17 protein-coding genes are annotated in these 19,376 nt (G+C 40.1%); 1 reads left to right on the top strand and 16 read right to left on the bottom strand.

Annotation, left to right across the window (positions count from 1 at the left end; all coding sequences use genetic code 11):
- Positions 1-258 precede the first annotated feature (258 nt).
- From MTP24_RS16370 to MTP24_RS16355, 4 genes are all read right to left on the bottom strand, one after another.
- Positions 259-774, bottom strand: a complete 516-nt coding sequence (locus MTP24_RS16370; RefSeq protein ID WP_243534232.1) for a DUF4240 domain-containing protein — start codon at positions 772-774, stop codon at positions 259-261.
- Positions 774-965, bottom strand: coding sequence for a YwbE family protein (locus tag MTP24_RS16365; RefSeq protein ID WP_006793492.1), 192 nt, complete (start codon positions 963-965; stop codon positions 774-776). Before MTP24_RS16365 ends, MTP24_RS16370 begins: the two co-directional genes overlap by 1 nt.
- A gap of 68 nt (positions 966-1,033) precedes the next feature.
- Positions 1,034-1,315: a hypothetical protein gene (locus MTP24_RS16360; protein ID WP_243534230.1), complete on the bottom strand. Its 282-nt coding sequence runs from the start codon at positions 1,313-1,315 to the stop codon at positions 1,034-1,036.
- Positions 1,316-1,323: 8 nt separating this feature from the next.
- Complete coding sequence (locus tag MTP24_RS16355; RefSeq protein ID WP_008131755.1) at positions 1,324-1,536, bottom strand: hypothetical protein; 213 nt, start codon at positions 1,534-1,536, stop codon at positions 1,324-1,326.
- 101 nt (positions 1,537-1,637) lie between these two features.
- Here MTP24_RS16355 and MTP24_RS16350 point away from each other — a divergent pair, with 101 nt between their 5' ends.
- Complete coding sequence (locus tag MTP24_RS16350; protein WP_006793489.1) at positions 1,638-2,441, top strand: ion transporter; 804 nt, start codon at positions 1,638-1,640, stop codon at positions 2,439-2,441.
- A 52-nt stretch (positions 2,442-2,493) separates the two neighbouring features.
- Here the strand turns inward: MTP24_RS16350 and MTP24_RS16345 are convergent, their stop codons facing one another.
- From MTP24_RS16345 to MTP24_RS16290, 12 genes are all read right to left on the bottom strand, one after another.
- Complete coding sequence (locus MTP24_RS16345) at positions 2,494-3,609, bottom strand: DUF748 domain-containing protein (protein ID WP_243534228.1); 1,116 nt, start codon at positions 3,607-3,609, stop codon at positions 2,494-2,496.
- A gap of 245 nt (positions 3,610-3,854) precedes the next feature.
- Entirely contained in the window at positions 3,855-4,994 is a 1,140-nt protein-coding gene (asd, locus tag MTP24_RS16340; protein ID WP_138740591.1) for an aspartate-semialdehyde dehydrogenase, read from the bottom strand.
- A gap of 203 nt (positions 4,995-5,197) precedes the next feature.
- On the bottom strand, positions 5,198-7,897 hold the full coding sequence (locus tag MTP24_RS16335; protein WP_243534226.1) for a TonB-dependent receptor: 2,700 nt from the start codon (positions 7,895-7,897) through the stop codon (positions 5,198-5,200).
- 63 nt (positions 7,898-7,960) lie between these two features.
- Positions 7,961-12,049, bottom strand: a complete 4,089-nt coding sequence (locus tag MTP24_RS16330) for a hypothetical protein (protein WP_243534224.1) — start codon at positions 12,047-12,049, stop codon at positions 7,961-7,963.
- Positions 12,050-12,356: 307 nt separating this feature from the next.
- A complete protein-coding gene (locus MTP24_RS16325; protein WP_203987583.1) occupies positions 12,357-13,685 on the bottom strand; it encodes a CDC27 family protein in 1,329 nt (442 codons plus the stop codon).
- A gap of 30 nt (positions 13,686-13,715) precedes the next feature.
- The gene (locus tag MTP24_RS16320) at positions 13,716-14,321 is read right to left on the bottom strand and encodes an energy transducer TonB (RefSeq protein ID WP_243534222.1); all 606 of its coding nucleotides are present in this window, start codon (positions 14,319-14,321) and stop codon (positions 13,716-13,718) included.
- A gap of 9 nt (positions 14,322-14,330) precedes the next feature.
- Positions 14,331-14,741: a biopolymer transporter ExbD gene (locus tag MTP24_RS16315; protein ID WP_006793481.1), complete on the bottom strand. Its 411-nt coding sequence runs from the start codon at positions 14,739-14,741 to the stop codon at positions 14,331-14,333.
- Between the two features lie 50 nt (positions 14,742-14,791).
- The gene (locus MTP24_RS16310; RefSeq protein ID WP_006793480.1) at positions 14,792-15,319 is read right to left on the bottom strand and encodes a MotA/TolQ/ExbB proton channel family protein; all 528 of its coding nucleotides are present in this window, start codon (positions 15,317-15,319) and stop codon (positions 14,792-14,794) included.
- Between the two features lie 3 nt (positions 15,320-15,322).
- Positions 15,323-16,690, bottom strand: coding sequence for a MotA/TolQ/ExbB proton channel family protein (locus MTP24_RS16305; protein ID WP_006793479.1), 1,368 nt, complete (start codon positions 16,688-16,690; stop codon positions 15,323-15,325).
- A gap of 10 nt (positions 16,691-16,700) precedes the next feature.
- Complete coding sequence (locus MTP24_RS16300) at positions 16,701-17,453, bottom strand: DUF3450 domain-containing protein (RefSeq protein ID WP_243534220.1); 753 nt, start codon at positions 17,451-17,453, stop codon at positions 16,701-16,703.
- Positions 17,454-17,664: 211 nt separating this feature from the next.
- Entirely contained in the window at positions 17,665-18,279 is a 615-nt protein-coding gene (locus MTP24_RS16295) for a DsbA family protein (RefSeq protein WP_243534218.1), read from the bottom strand.
- 8 nt (positions 18,280-18,287) lie between these two features.
- Positions 18,288-19,376: a GGDEF domain-containing protein gene (locus tag MTP24_RS16290; protein WP_243534216.1), complete on the bottom strand. Its 1,089-nt coding sequence runs from the start codon at positions 19,374-19,376 to the stop codon at positions 18,288-18,290.

Here is a 19,376-nt window from a genome sequence, read left to right as displayed (position 1 = left end):
TAATTATTCAGTGTCTATTCATTTAAAAACGCTCAAATGTAACATATTTGATAATGAAGAGTCATTCAAAAAGCTAGTTTAATAGGTACAATTGTTAACTAATGTAAAAAGTAACTGAATAATTAATTGAAACTATGATTTGAATTTTAAAGGTGTAAAAAATAAATGATAAGCGTACAAAAAACTGCATAAACAAATTAAATATCTACGCAGTACTCTGTTTCAAAAAATCGTTAAGAATAATGCAAAATTAGCGTCTTACTGCCAATATTTTGCGAATAATTGCGGGTAGGCTTGTTTTAAAAATTTTGCTTTGTCTTTAAAGCGTTTACCTGCGGGTTGATCGCCTGATGGCACGAAGGGTAATTCATCTTCGTTGCGCTCTTCATATAATAAGCCGGCGATGAGGTCGTACTCATCAATGTATGGGTAAGGCTGTTCATTTAAGTGATAAACAGGTGTACATGATGCAATGGAGTCGGCATTAACGAGCGCGTTATCAAACACTGCTTTACCGCGTGAAATAAGCCAACATCTAAACTCACTAAAACCATATTCGTCATTGCAGCCTGCCATAACAAATGCAGCGCCAAATAAATCCCATGTAAAACATTTACGCATATTTATGCCAAAAAACTTATCAAATGCAATAAGTTGCTGATCGTCTAAATTGCTTAGGTTTGCTTTAAGGTGGTCGCTTACACTTTGCGGATCAAGGCCTAAGTCGGGTGTAGTCACTAATTCCCAAAAAGCCTGCTCTGATAACGCTGCCATTATAGAATCTCTTTTACTCGGCCTACTTGGCCATCTTCTAATCTCACTTTAATACCATGCGGGTGGTTTGGTGATTTAGTTAATAAACGCTCTACCACGCCTTCCGTTAATGTACCGCTTCGTTGATCTTCTTTTAAAACAATATTAACTACAGTGCCTGGTGATATTTGCGAACGAGAAGGAACAGCCATTATTTAAACCCTAAATATAATTTTTTTAATTATAACGCCCAACTGCAGGCAAACCAACAAAACCCATTTTAATTGGCAAAAAACACGATATGTGTCGGTTTCATCGTCAATTTAATACCCGCTAGTTGAGTAATAATTATAGATTTAAGGTGTTCAAACTCAGAATCAGCGTTATTAAGCGCTATAGTATCTTCAAAATAGCAGTTAACTTTTAAGGTGTTAGCTTCGTTATTTAAATCAACAGTGTGAGTAAGGTATGCAAAATCGGTCACTGAGTCTTTTATAGACTCACAGGCTTTAGTCAGCGCTGCGCGTATTTGTTTGTCTCGTTGTTTTTGTGTTTTAGTCATGAGGAAGATTATTTACTTTTTTCTGCTTGTTGTTTTTTAAATTCTTCGTAATTTGAGTCTTGCTCTTTAAGGCACTCATAATACTCTTTATCGGCTTTGTAATTACATTCGTTAAGGCGGGCTGATTGCAATTGTTCAAAGCGTGCGTCGGAACTACACCCGGCTAAAATAGGTAATCCGATTATAAATACAGCACACACTTTTAATTTATTAATAACCATTAAATTTCCTTACACTATTGCGTTTAAAAAGACGTTAAATTATGCCGAATATATTGTATATTAGCGCCATAAAAATCTTCGTATTTACAGGACCACTTATTATGATGTCGCAGTTACAAGCTTTGTTTCAGCGTATAGACAAAAGCAAGATATTTCAATCATTTGTTATAGCTGTCATTATTGTTTCTGCCCTTACTGTAGGCGCTCATACCTATAGTCTTCATCCTACGGTTGAGCTTGCACTTAACTGGATGGATATTGGCATAACCGCATTCTTTTTAATTGAGCTGATTATTCGCTTTGTTGCAAGCAAAGGCATAAAAGACTTCTTTTCGAAGGGCTGGAATATATTCGACACCATTATTGTATTGGGTAGTTTATACCCCGCTGCGGGCTCTACAATGCTAATAGCGCGTTTACTACGTATATTTAGAGTGCTCAGATTAGTGTCGATGATCCCTGAACTTAGATTACTCGTTAACTCCTTGCTTAAAGCAATCCCGCAAATGGGCTACATAGCTCTGCTTATGTTTGTTATTTTTTATATTTACGCCGCTATGGGCAGTATGATGTTTGCCGACATTAACCCCGTGCTTTGGCAAGATGTGTCTATTTCAATGCTAACGCTATTTAGAATAGCGACCTTTGAAGATTGGACCGACATAATGTACGAAACAATGGCGGTGTACGAGCTAAGCTGGATTTACTACCTGACCTTTATATTTTTAACCGCCTTTGTGTTTTTGAATATGATGGTTGGCGCAATTTTAGAAGTAATGGGTGAAGAACACCGAAATGCACGAGAAGAACAGGCCGATAACGACTCGCTTCCTGCAACACAAGGACAAGTTAACGAATTACAAGCGCAAATAGCAGAGTTAAAAACATTGCTGAGTAAAAAGTAACAGTTTAAGCCTCACAAAATATGTTTGTGGGGCTTAAAACTCAATTAGCCTGTTACTCATTTGATGTACTTTCTACTGTTTCAAACGATATCACGTCGTCCACTTCCATTTTAAACGCCTCTAAAAACGCATTTTTTAATACCGACACCACTGCCTGAAACGTAGATATATCGGTGTTGTTTAATGTGCCATCGATCGGTATGCGCGCAGCAACTAACTCAGACTTATCATTTTCAAGTAATTCGCTGAGTATATCTATACTGCCTTCAAAAATAGCAGTGAACAATCCGTCTTCGTCTTCTTCTATATCTTCACGCCACGAAAAAACACTCAAGTTATAAACACCGGCCTTTGCATAGCCGTTTAAAACATTGTCTTTTGCAGCAACCTCCATTGCACCATCTATGCCACCAGCTTCAATGTCAAACGGGGTATACACTTTAAAAACCGTTTCTAGGTGTTTAACCGAAAAACGTTGAACCTCTACATTAAAGTCAAAGTTTGCTTTTTCACTAAATGGGTCTAATTGCCCTTTAAGAGACAATGCAGCTTCGCCCATTAAATCCCCTTCTACGTTTAACGAAGTCACTAAGGTTTTTGTAAGGTTTTGAGCATTGGTTATGTTTTTAATCTCTGCATCAATATTTGAGATATAGGTAGGTTTATCACCCTCGCTGGTGGCATTTACTAACGAAACTTTACCGTTATCAATACTTAAAGTGTCAATTGAAAAAGGGACTAAATTATTAGCAAGCCCTACCCAGGTTGTTTCATTTTTAACTTGTTTATTTTGCTCTGTTTTATTAGGGGCTTTGTCGTAAACCACAATTTCAGGGTAGGTAAATTGCATATTTGTCACTAAATTCCCTTTCAGTAGTGCTGACCATGAAAGTGAAAAATTGAGGGTTGCAACGCTAAGTAGCGGTTTAGGCGCTAAATTATCCTCTTTGGCATAAATTTTTATGCCGTCAATAGCATACGCACCATGGTATAAATATAAATCAACGTCACCTACGTGGCCTGTTATTCCCTGCGTGTGTTTAATTTGTTGATTAACATAATATTGAATAGCATGGGGCGCACCAACACGGAATATTAATAAAAGCACAATGATTAAAACAAAACCAGTAAACCATTTAGCTTGAGTAACCTTTGAAATTAACGCCATATAACCATCCTTATTTGTGTAATTATGAGCATGACAATGTGTAAAAACTACACAAAATAAGCACAACTGCGCTGTAAAGTACTTAAATTACTGGGTGCACGCAAAATACTATTTTAGCTTTTGCAATGGCTATGCCACACAGGCGGTTATTTAAAGGCCACAAAAAAGTGTGAAAGGAAGGAATAAAAACTAAAAAGGGTTAGCACTATGCTAACCCTATAAAATAGAAAAGTTAAAAACTGAAATTATTCAGCGTCTACAATAATGCGAAGCATACGACGAAGTGGCTCTGCTGCACCCCATAAAAGCTGATCGCCCACTGTGAAAGCGCTAATATATTTAGGTCCCATAGCAAGCTTACGAATACGTCCCACTGGGATACTTAGCGTGCCTGTTACTTTCACCGGCGTTAAATCGGTGGATGTAATATCACGCTCATTTGGGATAACCTTAACCCATTCGTTGTGCGAGGCTAATATTTCTTCTATTTTTTCGACGCTTATGTCTTCGCGTAATTTAATAGTCATTGCTTGGCTATGACAACGCATTGCGCCAATACGAACACATAAACCATCAATAGGTACAGGCTGCTGGGTAGAGCCTAAAATTTTGTTAGCTTCAACTTGTGCTTTCCATTCTTCCTTTGATTGTCCACTTGGCATAGGCACGTCAATCCATGGGATCAAGCTACCTGCTAATGGCACGCCAAATTGATCTTGTGGTAAATCGCTTGAAGCCATTTTTTCACTGACTATTTTATCAATTTCTAAAATAGCTGAACTTGGGTTATCGAGTTGCTGAGCAACACTTGAATGAATAGCGCCCATTTGTGAAATCAGCTCTTTCATATTGCGTGCACCCGCACCCGAGGCTGCTTGGTAAGTCATAGGGCTTACCCATTCAATAAGGTCTTTCTCAAACAAACCACCTAAAGCGAGTAGCATTAACGACACAGTACAGTTACCGCCAACAAAGGTTTTAACGCCTTGCTCTAAACCTTGAGTAATGACATCTTTATTTACAGGGTCAAGCACAATAATGCTGTCATCACTCATACGAAGTGCAGAAGCTGCATCAATCCAGTAACCATCCCACCCCGATTCACGAAGCTTTGGGTAAACCGCTTTGGTGTAATCGCCCCCTTGACACGTAACAATAATATCCATTTTTGCAAGTTCAGATACATCGCTTGCATCAAGTAGCGGTTTTGCATCACCCGCTAAATCAGGACCAAGTTGTCCGGCTTGTGAGGTAGTAAAAAAAGTGGTGTCTATATTGGCAAAATCATTTTGCTTTTCCATACGCTCTAATAACACAGAGCCAACCATGCCACGCCAACCGACCAAACCTACTTTTTTCATTGTTTTATCCACTGTTTTGTTCATAAAAAATGCCTTAATACATTAAAAATTAAATTCATTGCGTGAGATTCAATTTTCAAGTTAACAAACTAACACTGCTAGACGGCTAAAACTAGTCAATAAAACAGAACTTAAAAATTTTTCATGCGAAATTAAGGTATAAAAAAAACCCTGTATTTAATACAGGGCTTATAGCGCGAATGTACAAGGTTTAACGCAAGCTAAAATTAAAATTCATAACTATAGCTTAAGCTAAACTCGGTGCCTGTATCTTGGCCCCAAAGGGTTAAACCTTCTTGCTCTATTTGTTTTTCTTGGCCAAGAATATTCTTCACTTTAAAATTAACTTTAGAGTTAAAGTTAGGAAAGTAAGAATAAACTAAATCAAGTGAGTGAAATGACTTTTCTTCAGCATCTTCATTTCCACGCGTACCTGGTACGATAATTCGCGGCCCAAACACATTGTAAATAACCGATGTTGAATGAAAACCGTCATCTGAATCGTAACCCATTTGTAAGTTAGCAACCCATTCAGAGTGGCCTACTAAACGGCGTTTGTTGTTAGTAACAATGTTTGAAACGGTATCGGCTTCGAGTGCTTCTTTAAGTTGCGTTTCAAATAATGAATCGACATTATCTGAGTCATTTATACCTAAATTGACGCTCGAATCAGATAGCGTTACGTTACCCGACAAAAATGCAGACGACCAATCTTTATTAATAAAACCAAAGTCAGTTAAAAAATCTACCTCAATACCAGATAGCTTACCCGACTGCGCATTAGCCGTAAGTAATTGCGGAGACGCACCACCTACACCTGCAAGTTCAACCATTTCAATTGGGTTTTCTATGTCCTTGTAAAACAACGCAACTGACAGGTTATTCCCTGTTGGCATGTACCACTCAAACCTAAAATCAACATTCGTTAATTCAGAGCTTTGTAAGCTAGGCGAACCACGAACCAAAAATTCAGTAAGCGGGTCAACAAAGAACGAAGTACTTACATCACGTAAATCTGGGCGAATAGTGGTTTCACTCACGTTTAAGCGAAACTGCATTTCTTCATCCATGATGTACGTAACAGCAAGTGATGGAAAAAAAGTATCTTCGTTAATGACAACGTCTTGAATTTCTTCAAGCGTGTTTTCGAATAAGTTTGAGTGTGCCTGATAGCCAATCGATACTTGTTTGAAATCTTCCCAGCGAACACCGCCGGTAATACGCCATGTATTTTCAAAAAAGTAGTCAGCCATAAAGTAATAAGCATCTAACTTATGCGCTGCACTGTATTTGTCACCGTCAGTTGTGCCATCATCAAAAATACCTGAACCCGTAGCACTTGTGTAAAACGCGTCGTTTGATGTGTTTGCATCAGCAAAAATATCGCTAATGTTATTACCAAACGTAAACTCATCGCTTATACCACGGTGTGTTATGCCAAATTTAACATTGCTTGCATCACGTTTTTTTTCTGAAAAGTCACCGCCAATTTTAAGTTCGAGCTCGTAGCCGTCCCCATAAAAAGGTAACCCCATGTTCCAACCAAATGTTTCTACGTCATCGTGAAGTACCTGGTATTCACGCGTAATATTAGTTGCTGCAACATCTTGAAGCTGCTCTGACTCAAATACACCGTCGTTATAGTTTTGTTGAAAAACAACATCTAAACCGCCTGGTGCGTTACGATTAGCTCTACTTAAGCCACCATACCAATCAAAAAATAAATTATTTAGCTCTGGAAAGTTATGCGTGCCTTTAAGCTGAGAAGAAAACATTTCACGTTCTTCGTAGCTAATATCAACACGGCGAAGCTCAGTAACACCCTCTTCGGTTTCATTAGCATCGTAATAGTTACGATTACGAACCCGATCGCTCATGTCGTGTAACGCAATGTTAGTAAGCTCAAATCGATGGTTTGAGTTAAACTCATAGCCAAGGTTTAACGTTCCGCTCCAGCGAACATTTTGTTCAGTCGATGTACCATCGTAATATTGTGCAAAACATTTGTTCTCACAACCCAAACTACCTAGGCTTGAACCACTTTGTTCTTGAACAACTTCCCATTCGTTGTCATAAGAAACAGCCGCAAGCACACCAAAGGTACCTATTTCGCTTTCTAGTCTGTCGCCCACGGCAACAGAAAAGCTCATAGCTGGGTCAACATCTTCCTTGCTAATGCCTACATTCCAATCAAGCGATTGAATAAGATTTTTACGCTCTTCAAGCGTAGAATTAATATTGCCTTCAAGGCCTGCGTCGCTGGTAAGTGCTGTAGTAAATACATTAGATAGCGCACGTGTGCCATCATCACGGCCCATCCAGTCATCATCACCGCCTTCGTAAAAGTAGCCAGAATCACTATTTGACGTGTTATACGATGAGCCTACTTGTACTTTAAATAAAAAGTCAGACGGAATAGACTTGGTACGAATGTTTACATTACCACCACCAAAATGCGCAGGCATATCTGGTGAAAATGATTTTTGTACACTTAAGCTTTCGATTATTTCAGATGGAAATAAATCGAGTGGCACAACCGAGCGAGTAGGATCGGGGCTTGGTACATACATGCTATTTAATTGTGTACTTGAGTAACGCTCACCTAAACCACGCACATATATAAATTTACCGTCAACTAAGGTTAAGCCTGTTACACGGCGAAGAGCCGATGCAGCATCACCATCGCCGGTGCGTGAAATTTGGTCGGCACCCATAATATCAGCAACAAACGCCTGATTTTGGCGTTCTTGCAGTACTGCACCTGCGCTCCCTTTGAGTCGTTGCCCTACTGCAACCACTTCTTCTATTTCTTGCTCTTGAATGTCGGCTTCTGCAGCAGCAGTATTTACCGACCAACCAAATAGTGCAGCCAAAACGGCGCAATTTAATGTTGATAAGGCAAGTTTAGAGGGTTTATAAGAATTCATTTTTATACTCCGAAACAAAACAAGACATTAGCCGGGCTTTCGCCCGGCCTAAAGCGTTTAAGGTTAAAGACCTACTTTTACCCAACCCGCTGTCCAGTCTGTTTGTGCATCCATTGCACCAATGTAATCTACTGTATCAAAGTAGCTATCTAGGCTAGAAGAATCAAAACCTGCACCTAGTAGTAATGATTCACTTGAAGGCATGTAACCATTACTCGCTAGTGCAAGGCTTGCAGCTGTTTGCACTGAGTTACCCGCTTGACCTAAGAACCAAGACTCAACATTGCCATCACCAATTGCTTGAGTACCAAAGTTGTTAGCTGTTTCGCACGCAACCACTGAGTGAGTGATAGTAAGTGAACCGTCTTCGGCACGTGGTGCTGAGTCAGAACCTACACGTAAACAGTTTGCGTAATCTGTGCCACCGGTTACCACTACGTTTTTAAGTATGCCGGCAGTACCTGCACGTAAGCGAATACCGTTTACGCCTGCGTCACCAATAATGGTTACATTAGAGATAGTAGGCATAGTAAGCGGTGATGCATCTGAATCAAATTCAGAGTTATCAGCTTCAATCGCGTTATCGCCCTCAGAGCCTGATTGTTTGATAAGTACGTATTGCGCTTTACCCGTCCAACCAAATGACCAATCTAAAGAGTCGTCACCAATATTAGTAAGCACTAAGTGGCTGATGTTTGCAGTGCCACCGAAAAACTCTACGCCGTCATCTAGGTTTTCATGAACGTGGATGTAATCTAGCTCTGTTTGGCTACCTACACCAGCAAGTGATATACCGTTTAGTTCATCACCATTACCTAAAGTTTTGCCGGCTTGTTTTACAGCAACATACTTTAATGTACCTGAGTTATCTTCTGGGTCATTACCACCAAATTGGCCAGCATCACCTTCAGCAGATACACCACAGTTTGCAAGTTCATCAGCTGTTGCTTCACCTTCTTGATCTCCACATGAGTTAGCCGGTGCATTACCTAATAATACTAAGCCGCCCCATTGGCCAATCGTTGTTTCGCCACCCGTTACATCTTGAATAGATGTCATGGTGATTGGCTGAGTTGCTGTGCCTACGGCCTCAATTTTTGAACCACGACGAACAACTAAAAAGTCATCACCCGATTCACCAATTAATGTTGTACCAAACTGAACATACAATGTTGTGTTATCTGCGCGGTCATTACCAACAGCTGTACGTCCTTTTAAGATCCAATGTGCATCATTTGTTAGTGTTACATCAGCTGTGAATACAACATCTGAATTTAACTGGTAAACAGGCTTATCGGTAATAGCTGGGAAACTTGCAGACACATCTGTTGCTAGCCCTTGCTCTAATGCGTTTTGGATATCAGTTGGGAAGCTAGGTTTAATAGCAACGGTCCAGCCTTCCATCCAATTATTATCACCGTCAAACGCACCAATGTAATCGGTTTTAGTGAAGAACGAATCAAGGCCAGAGGTATCAACACCTGCACCAAGTAAAGGTGAACTTGACTTAGGTGTATATCCATCAGTTGCTAAGCTTAGGTTTGCAGCCGTGAGTGTTTGGTTACCTGTTTGGCCTTCAAACCACGATTGAACGTTACCACCAGCAATTGCTTCGCTACCGAAGTTATTATCTTCATTACAGGCTACTACTGAGTTTTCAATAGAAAGCTCACCCGATTCTGCATTTGCTACCGAGTCAGAACCTACACGTAAACAGTTTGAATACCCATCTGGGCCAGTGATAACAACATTACGAAGCACACCCGCTGTACCTGCACGTAAACGAACACCGTTAGTACCATCTGCACCTACAATTGTTACGTTAGAAATAAGTGGCTTAGTCAATGGCGTTGCATTTGAATCAAATTCAGAGTTATCAGCTTCAATGGCATTATCGCCTTCAACTGCACTTTGTTGAATATAGATATTTTGTGCACGACCTGTCCAACCAAACGACCAATCAAATGCGTCATCGCCAATATCAGTCAGTACTATGTTACGTACATTTACTGTACCACCAAAAAACTCTACACCGTCGTCTAGGTTTTGATGAACCTGGATATATTCAACCTTAGTTTGTGAACCTACACCAGCAAAAGAAATACCGTTTAGTTCATCGCCATTACCCAGTGTTTTACCAGCATGTTTTACAACAATGTAACGAAGAACACCTGAGTTATCATCGCTGATATCACCACCAAACTGACCTGCATCACCTTCTGCCGATACACCACAGTTAGCGAGCTCTTCTGGTGTAGTCTCACCTTGTTGGTCGCCACATGAGTTAGCAGGTGCATTACCAAGTAATACTAAACCACCCCATTGACCAATATTTGTTTCGCCACCCGTTACATCTTGAATAGATGTCATAGTGATAGGTGCTGTTGCGTTACCATTAGCGTTAATTTGTGAACCACGGCGAACAACTAAGAAATCGTCACCAGTTTCACCAATAAGCGTAGTGCCCGCTTGAACGTAAAGTGTAGTCGCATCAGCGCGATCGTTACCTACCGCAGTACGGCCATTTAAAATCCAATGTGCGTCGTTTGTAAGCGTTACATCGGCTGTAAACGTTGTATCTTGTGTTAAACGGTAAACAGGCTTATCGGTAATTTGTGGAAATTCACTTGATACATTGGTCGCTAAACCCTGCTCCAATGCATTTGAAATATCTGTTGGGAAGCCGCCATTAATACCTACTGTCCAACCTTCCATCCAGTTAGTTGTACCATTAAATGCACCAATTTGCCCATTGGCAATAAGCGGTGAACCCGGCAGTGGTGTGTAACCATTATCATCAAGCATTAAATCTGCTGGAGTTAGCGTTTGGTTGCCGTCTTGAGCTTCAAACCACGATTTAACATCGCCGCCATTAATCGCTTCACTACCAAAGTTGTTAGCTGTTGTTTGACATGCAACAACTGAATTAGTAATAGTTAATGTACCATCTTCTGCGCGTGGTACAGAGTCTGAACCTACACGTAAACAATTTTCATAAGTAGCTGGACCCGTTACGAATACATTACTTAATGCGCCCGCAGTACCTGCACGTAAACGAATACCGTTGTTACCTTCAGCACCTACAATTGTTACGTTTGAAACGGTTGGCATTGTAAGTGGTGTTGCACTTGAATCAAACTCAGAGTTATCTGCTTCAATCGCATTATCGCCCACGTTTGCAGCTTGTTGAATGTATACGTTAGTTGCAGAGCCTGTCCAACCGAACGACCAGTCAAGTGAATCATCACCAATGCTGGTTAATACAACATTGCTTACATCAACTGTACCACCGAAAAACTCGATACCGTCATCAAGGTTTTCGTGTACTTGAATGTAATCAACGGTTGTTGCAGAACCTACACCGGCAAACGAAATACCGTTTAGCTCATCGCCATTACCCAGAGTTTTACCTGCTTGCTTAACGATTAAATACTTTAATGTACCTGAGTTATCATCTGCAACATCGCCACCAAACTGGCCTGCGTCACCTTCAGCAGAGACACCACAGTTAGCTAGCTCGTCGGCTGTTGCTTCACCTTGTTGGTCGCCACATGAGTTAGCAGGTGCATTACCTAGTAATACTAAACCCCCCCATTGACCAATGGCTGTTTCACCACCTGTTACATCTTGAATAGAGGTCATAGTAATTGGCTGGCTTACTGTACCAACCGACTCAAGCTGTGAACCACGACGAACGACTAAAAAGTCATCGCCAGATTCACCAATAATTGTTGTACCTTGTTGAATATAAAGCTTTGCGTTATCTGCACGGTCATTACCTACTGCTGTACGACCATTTACAATCCAATGCGCGTCGTTTGTAAGTGTTGCATCGGTAGTGAACGTTGTATCTGCTGTTAGGCGATACACTGGCTTATCAGTAATTTCCGGAAATTCGCTTGATACGTCTGTGGCTAAGCCTTGAACAAATGCGTTGTCAACAGTGGTAGGGAAACCAGTTGTGCCGTTTTGTGAATCATCACGAGATGACGTTTCACCGCCTGTGTCTGAGCCGCCTTCAACAACGTTTGTTATTGTATCGCCTTCGTTAATTGTTGTGTCGCCTTCAGATACTACTAAGTCACCACCACAACCCGCTAAAGATACTGCAGTTGCAATCAAACTAACTTTGAATAAGTCAGATAATTTCATTGTTCACTCCGTTAAAGTATTTAATTATTTTGTTAGCGCTTTATAAAAACTCAAGTCACTTTAAAGCACTTAATAATGCGTTAAGGTCACTTGAGTTATCAGCAGGGCTTACCTTACGGGAGCTATATGACACTGGAGTTACACTTTAATAAACATAACATGACAAAACTATATTATTAAAATTCAACAACTTAATTACCAAGGCAATAAAAAAGCCGACTCAATTATTATTGAGCCGGCTTGCGTAGTGCGATTATGAAATTGATATTACAAGCACCAACGAAGTAGTGACTTGTTGGTTTAAAATTTAAAGCAGAGCGGTTCTTAACGTTTCAGCATGTACTTTTTCACGTTTAACATACTTAATCCATTGCTTAGCCAAACGCTGTGATTTTTTGTGTTTTTCAGCTTGTTCAAACGCTAAAATAGACGCATCGAAATTTTGCAAATTGTACTGCGCCATACCCAGTGCAACAAAGGCATTTGACTCAAAATCAAGTCCCCCTTTATCAAGCGCTTTACGCGCTGAATCGGCAGCATCTTCATAGTGCTCTGTATTAACATACACCTCAGCTAAACGCTGATCGTATTGCCCATGATCTGATAAATCGGCGGCTTTAACAAAATACTCTATCGATTTTTCATCTTCTTTTGCTTGGATCATCGCCTCGGCTACAAACGCATAGTTTTTAGCTGTTTTTTCGGCAATGCCATTATCTATTGCTTTACTCATAACTTCTGCCGCTTTAAAAGCAAGTCCATTGTATAAGTAAACTTGAGCAAGTTGGCGTAAGTCGGCTCTTGATGTTAAAAACCCTTGCTGATAGGCAGCTTCAATAACAGCTAATTGCTTCTTCTCTTGCCCTGTTTCACCATACATACCCGAAAGCTGTACCCAGTATTCTGGTTTATCATAAAGCTTAACCATGCGTTCAAGCACTTCAACCACTTTGTTAGTTTGATTTAGTGAATAAAACATAGCGCGCTGTAATACAAGCCAATTTTCTTTTGGGGTTTTACCTTCGTCATCACTTAATGAAATAACTTTAGTGATGTAGTCTAGGCCTTGCTTATAGTCTTTCAACTGGTAATACGTTTGTGCACGAAGTAAGTAATACCCTTCAGGTATTGGCTGAGTGTTAATCTCATCCCAGTTATCCAAAAAGGCAATGACTTTATCGTAATCGCTGTTTGCCATTGCAAGCTGCGCTAAACTAAAAGTGGTGCTTAAACGCAATGTTTCAGGGATCCCTTCTTCTGCCACAACGCGTTCAAATGAAGCTATCGCTTTTGGTAAGTCATTTTGATTGTAGTAAATGAACCCGTAAAAATTATGCATCATGGCTATTTCGTACGAGTTCATACTTGAAGAACGTTCATTAATGCTATCGAGTGCTTCAAGTCCAGCTTTTACATCGCCATCGTCTGCCAATTTTTGTGCGCGAGCCAGTTGGCTGTATACTTTTTCACGAAGCGCAGGAACGCGTTTTGTTTTTTGCTCCTGCGCCGCTTGAGCACTTGCTATTGATACGCCAGGTAACAACGTTAGTGCACTGGGTGTAACAATACTGAACCCTATCGCAGTGGTACAAAGTAGTGTTACTTTTAAAAGTTTAGTTTTGGTTAATAATTTCATAATCGCCTCACGATCTTTTCTAGTTAGCTACTATCCGCCAATTTGAAAAGATATTTTGTTCTGAACACCCGCTACTTCAACAGCTTCACCGTTGACAACACGCGGTTTATATTTAAATTTAAGAGCAGCGTCCATTGCAGCCCGATCAAATAACGACTCAGGCTCTGCTTTTAATACTTGCGGGTCGCGAACGGTACCTTGCTTTGTCACAGTAAATTCAACAATCACATACCCTTCAATACCGCGCGATAGCGCACGACGCGGATAAACCGGTGCAACTTTTACAATGGGTAAATACTCGCCATCGCTCGTTTCCAGTGCTAATCCACCCGCCAGGTTCACTTCGGCATCAACATTAGCACCAAAGTCAAAGTTGTTAGCGTTGGCATTAGCATCACTACTTTGCATTTGTGGCGATTCCATTGGTGGTGGCGGCTCTTTTGGCGTAGGTGGCTTTTGTGGTTTACGCTCTTTCTTTTGAACACTTTCTTCTTTTTTCAAACGAACAAAATCAAGTACATTGCCTTTAGCTGGTTCGCTCATTGCCTCTTCACCGCCGGTTATAAGTGCTTGCATGCCCAAAAACAGCATAAACGTGACTACACCGGCAACAATTAATGCTACTAAATAACGCATTACTTACCCTTACGCTTCTTGAGCCGCAATTGACACATCAAACACGCCTGCAGCGCGTGCGGCATCCATTACTTTAATTAACGTATCGGTGGTTGCTTTTTTATCGGCTTGAATTACAACGCTACCTTGTGGGTTTTCAGCTTTTAATCGTTCAATATTCGCCTGCACTGCGCGAACATCTATTTGGCGTTTGTTAATCCAAATTTCACCCTTATCTGAAATAGCAACTAAGATATTGGCTCTTTCTTTTTTAACCGCAGTTGCGGCTTCTGGGCGGTTTACGTCAATGCCTGCTTCTTTAACAAATGAAGCTGTTACAATAAAGAAGATAAGCATAATAAATACAACATCTAGCATGGGTGTCATGTTTATTTCTTCAGCTTCATCTTCTTGCATTAAATTACCTAAAGGCGCTCTCATTTTTATTCTCCTGACATGAGCGGGTATGTTTAGCCGCTCATAAAACTTATTTAGTGATCTAGCAACATGCTATCTTCAAGTAGTTCTACTTCACGTTTGGCTTTACGTTGTAAGTACGTTGAGGCAAATACACCAGATAACGCCCCTACCATACCCGCCATTGTCGGGATTGTGGCTTTAGATACACCTGACGCCATTGAACGCGCACTCCCGGTGCCTGTTATAGCCATTACATCAAACACTTCAATCATGCCCGTTACTGTGCCAAGCAACCCAAGTAGTGGACACAAAGCTACCATGACATTGATAAGCGGAAGGTTTGCATTTAAACGCATACTTGCTCGCGAAATCATAGCTTGGCGTATTTGCTCAGCATTCCAACTATTGCGTTCGTTACGCGTTGACCATGTTCCTTTAATGCTATTTTTGTATCCGCGAAACCCGTTGAAAAAGTATATAAATCGCTCGAGTATCAATAACCACATCGCGAAGATTAACACCCCAATGACCAAGAGGACTTGGCCACCGGTGTCGAGAAAATCACGGATAGCATTGATTGAGTCAATCAATAGCACCATGGTTTATTCTCCCTTCTCGCTTCGCTCAGCAATGATACCTGCGCTTTGCTCTTGTAAAATAAGCAGTAAGCCTTTTGAACGCGTGTTTAGTAATGTGTATATAAACACTGTTGGGATTGCCACAACTAAGCCAAGTACGGTCGTAACCAGTGCCTGAGAAATACCACCAGCCATTAGTTTAGGGTCGCCAGTACCAAATAATGTGATTGCTTGGAACGTGTTGATCATACCGGTAACTGTACCTAGCAAGCCAAGTAATGGGGCAACAACAGAGATGATTTTTATAAGCGTTAAGTTACGTGTGATTTTTGGCATTTCACGTAAAATTGCTTCACTTAATTTAAGCTCTAACGTGTCGTAAGCAACATGTGGGTAGTCGTCTTTTACTTTCATTACACGACCTAGCGGATTGTCGTCACGCGCTACTGAATCTTTTAATTGGCGACGAATTTTTCCACCAACAAGTAACAATGAAATAAAGCGCTCAATTGCAATTAATAAAGCAAGCAAACCAACACCTAAAATTACATAACCAACCGCACCACCTTGATGAACTTGCTCTGATGTATCTGGTGCTTGAACAAGTAAACCTAAAATAGAGCCTCCTGTTGGGTCTAATGCAAACTGTACAACACCACTTTTAGCATCTTGTAAGTCAGCAGCTGTAGCGGTATAACGAGACACTGGTTGGCGAGTAAGCGCGCTCAGCGTGTTTGTTCCTGGGTTATATTCTAAGTATTGACCCTGTGAAATTAAGTTAAAGGCACCAACACGAACAACTTCTTGCTCTGCTTTATTTCCACCTTCAACAATAACTGAAGTATTAAAGCGACTGACTTTACCTTGCTCAGTCATTTCACGTTGCAGCTCGTACCACACCTTTTCAATATCTTCTATTGATGCAAGCTTAGACGTTGAACCCATTTTTTGAGCTAACTCGTCCATAAAGTCACTACGGCCCGGTAATTCTGCTGATACAACCGAAGTAGCAAACTTATTGCTAGAGTCCCCAGCGACTTGCTGTAATACCCCAAATAACTCTTTAAGTGATCCCATTCGCTTAGATAAGGTATCGGTTAAGTTTGCTAGTTTAACTTCGTTTTCTTCAAATTGTGTTTCAAGGCGCTCTGATTCAACAAGCATTTGGTTACGCTTTGCAGTTGTATCATTTAACATTTGAACTTGCTGGTTTTGGCGAGAAGTAAACTCCTGCTCTCGTTGTTTATTTTGAGCACTTTGAACGGTCTTGCCGTTTTCTAATGTTTTTAATAATGAATCAAGATCCATTGTTTCTGCCGCAGTGCTAACGCCTGCAAAACCGAGGCTTGTAACAAACAATGCCATTTTTGTCATTTGAGTAAACAATTTCATTTTTAACCTCTTATTCTGCTGCGTGTACTGGCAGAGTTAGCATATCTGGGGCAAGTTGCTTGCGCGCAATACGTAAACCTTTATTGATTTGACTAATTGTTGAATCTGGTAATGTTTCAAACGTTTTAGTCTCTGTGTTGTAGCTACCAGCGTGTTTACCATCACGTGTTAGGTAAATCAGCTCTAATCGGCCAATGCGTAAAAAGTCAACTTCACGCTCTTTACCGTTTACATCTAACAATGCGGTGTAAGCTTCAATTGTGCGCCCGTAGTCTACCTCTACTTGGTAAGCTTCTAGCACACGACGAAATTTTTCACTCGAGGTGATATCAGCGCGGTCCATCATGGTTTTCAGTGATACTAAACGCTTAGCGCGCTCGTCTTGCAAAAAGGGAATGTCTAACGATACAAACTGCTCAAGACCTGTGATCATTCGCATCATAAGTGGTGTAATTTGGCGCTCAATAATAGAAACCTGATCCATTGATAGGTTAAGCGATTCCATTTCTTCAATTTGATTATTAAGCTGTTTATTTAACTGCGCGTTATAAACAGCTAAACCGTCAATCTCTTTATTGAGCGTTTTAAATTGCTGTAAACGTCCTTGCATTGAATCTGCAATCTTGTCTATTTTTGTTTGTGATTGCGCAGCTGATTTATTAATTTCGCTGCTTTTATCAATAACCTTATCTAAATCGTTAGCGTGTACTGCTGCACTTGCGGCCACAATACCAGCTAAGATTAATGGTTTAACGCCTTTCATCGTATACACCTTTACTCGTTAATTAGCGGATTTGCTAGGTTGTATTTCAAGCCAATAAACAGAGCTTTAGTGGCTTGAATAATTCAATGAAGGGAAGTTTATAGATAAAAGATGACAAGGATGTTGCGCAAAAAAGTCGCTTTTATGACAGCTGTCATAATCAGGACTTATAGCAGAATAAAGCCGGTCGAGGCGTTAAAATTAACGCTTCCTAATCAATAATATTTAAAATTTGGCTGTAAGTACTTTGCCAATCAGTGTAATCAACGCCAATAGGATAGTAGCTGTTGTTATGAATAAGTACCAAGGAAGGAAAGCCATTAATAGGCAACGCTTTAACAAATGCCAACTCGTCACTCAATTCATTATTTAATGATGAACTGACTAATTCATTTGCAAATCCCTCTTCATCTAGACCAATGCTTTTAGCGAGCGCTACCAAGGTGGCTTCATCAGAAGGGTTTTGCGCATTTAAATAGTAAGCATGTTGGATTGCTTCTATCATTTGCGCTTCTTTATTGGTTTTACGCGCGATCAGAGCTGCTCTACAAGCCGGGTAAGTAGAACGTCGAGGTTCGCAATTACGCCAAAAGTCATAATTAAACTGTGTACCTAACTGCTTTTGTATTTTGTGCCACGTGTCTTCAAGCATTTCTTTCATTGCTTTTGGCATAGGCTGCTGACTATCGGCAGCTAAGCCGCCCACTTTATATTCAACAATAATTTTATGCTCAAGTTGTTCTTTTAATTTTAGCCACGTAGGTACATAGCCCCAACACCAACTACACATTGGATCGTGTATATAAATTAACTTACTTTGAAACATAACAACTCCTACATAAAAGCTGAAACCACTTTATTTCGACCCGTTTCCTTTGCTTTATAAAGGCATCGATCGGCTTGTTTTAAAACATCATTGTAATCTGATAGTTTATTTACTTGTGCTACACCTATGCTACAGGTAAGTGCTACGTTTTTACTATCAACATTCAAAAGTGTTGTATTGGCAACACTTTCTCTAAAGTTGTTAGCAATGTGCTCTGCAATTTGAATAGTCGCTTTTGGGAGAATAACCACAAACTCTTCACCACCATAACGCGCTTTTATTGAATCGCAACTGAAGTGTGACTCCAGCATTTTAGTAAATTCTATTAGGACAGTATCACCACTATCATGACCATAGTTATCGTTTATAGACTTAAAATGGTCGAGGTCTAATAATAAAATACTAAATGGTAAATACTCATCTGGGCAGTCACTTACTAAGTTAAAAAAGTGAGATGTGACAAAACGTCTGTTTGCAGCGCCAGTTAGCTGGTCGGTATACGCATCCTTTTTTTGCGATAAAGTAATTTCAGCAATAGACGCATGACTTTTTTGCCTAAAAAATTCGCCAATAAATGAAAAAACAAACACTAAACCAAAAGATGCCATAAAACGCGATTTTTCTACATCGCCATAATCTACCTGACCGATGTTAGGGCCATACAGTAGCCCTAAACAACAGACTAATAAAAACCCACTAAGCCATAACCCTAATTTAACACCGAGAGTAGCAAAGGTAACAACTGGATAAAACATGAGCCAATACAGCGCTGTGTTCTCTTTACCACCTGTGTAAATAAGCGCAATACACATAATAAAAATGATTAGCATGGTTATTAAAGACACAACCTCTAATTTACCTGTTTTAAAAAAGTAAACGGTACAGGCAATAATCGTCATATTAGCAACGAGCAAAGCTACACTTAAAATAGGTGAATACACATCATAATTAGATAGAAGTAAAAAACCCAATACAACAATAGCAAACGCTATCATTGTAAATAATGAAAATGCTTGACGCTGCCTGTCTGAGTTATAAACACTGTCTATATTAATCAAGTTGCGCCAACTCGATTTATTTAAGTTTTCATCATCCAT

The organism is Pseudoalteromonas sp. APM04, assembly GCF_022809815.1.
GTDB classification, from domain to species: Bacteria; Pseudomonadota; Gammaproteobacteria; order Enterobacterales; family Alteromonadaceae; genus Pseudoalteromonas; species Pseudoalteromonas marina.
The sequence above is the reverse complement of the archived record's forward strand: the minus strand, read 5'-3'. Positions and strand labels throughout refer to the sequence as shown.

Excerpts from the sequence above, each read along its gene's own strand:
- MTP24_RS16325 (WP_203987583.1), bottom strand. The coding sequence starts at position 13,685 with ATGAAATTATTAACCAAAACTAAACTTTTAAAAGTAACACTACTTTGT.
- MTP24_RS16315 (WP_006793481.1), bottom strand. The coding sequence starts at position 14,741 with ATGAGAGCGCCTTTAGGTAATTTAATGCAAGAAGATGAAGCTGAAGAA.
- MTP24_RS16290 (WP_243534216.1), bottom strand. The coding sequence starts at position 19,376 with ATGGATGATGAAAACTTAAATAAATCGAGTTGGCGCAACTTGATTAAT.
- asd (WP_138740591.1), bottom strand. The coding sequence starts at position 4,994 with ATGAACAAAACAGTGGATAAAACAATGAAAAAAGTAGGTTTGGTCGGT.
- MTP24_RS16365 (WP_006793492.1), bottom strand. The coding sequence starts at position 965 with ATGGCTGTTCCTTCTCGTTCGCAAATATCACCAGGCACTGTAGTTAAT.
- MTP24_RS16335 (WP_243534226.1), bottom strand. The coding sequence starts at position 7,897 with ATGAATTCTTATAAACCCTCTAAACTTGCCTTATCAACATTAAATTGC.
- MTP24_RS16360 (WP_243534230.1), bottom strand. The coding sequence starts at position 1,315 with ATGACTAAAACACAAAAACAACGAGACAAACAAATACGCGCAGCGCTG.
- MTP24_RS16350 (WP_006793489.1), top strand. The coding sequence starts at position 1,638 with ATGATGTCGCAGTTACAAGCTTTGTTTCAGCGTATAGACAAAAGCAAG.
- MTP24_RS16355 (WP_008131755.1), bottom strand. The coding sequence starts at position 1,536 with ATGGTTATTAATAAATTAAAAGTGTGTGCTGTATTTATAATCGGATTA.
- MTP24_RS16320 (WP_243534222.1), bottom strand. The coding sequence starts at position 14,321 with ATGCGTTATTTAGTAGCATTAATTGTTGCCGGTGTAGTCACGTTTATG.
- MTP24_RS16300 (WP_243534220.1), bottom strand. The coding sequence starts at position 17,453 with ATGAAAGGCGTTAAACCATTAATCTTAGCTGGTATTGTGGCCGCAAGT.
- MTP24_RS16370 (WP_243534232.1), bottom strand. The coding sequence starts at position 774 with ATGGCAGCGTTATCAGAGCAGGCTTTTTGGGAATTAGTGACTACACCC.
- MTP24_RS16305 (WP_006793479.1), bottom strand. The coding sequence starts at position 16,690 with ATGAAATTGTTTACTCAAATGACAAAAATGGCATTGTTTGTTACAAGC.
- MTP24_RS16330 (WP_243534224.1), bottom strand. The coding sequence starts at position 12,049 with ATGAAATTATCTGACTTATTCAAAGTTAGTTTGATTGCAACTGCAGTA.
- MTP24_RS16345 (WP_243534228.1), bottom strand. The coding sequence starts at position 3,609 with ATGGCGTTAATTTCAAAGGTTACTCAAGCTAAATGGTTTACTGGTTTT.
- MTP24_RS16310 (WP_006793480.1), bottom strand. The coding sequence starts at position 15,319 with ATGGTGCTATTGATTGACTCAATCAATGCTATCCGTGATTTTCTCGAC.
- MTP24_RS16295 (WP_243534218.1), bottom strand. The coding sequence starts at position 18,279 with ATGTTTCAAAGTAAGTTAATTTATATACACGATCCAATGTGTAGTTGG.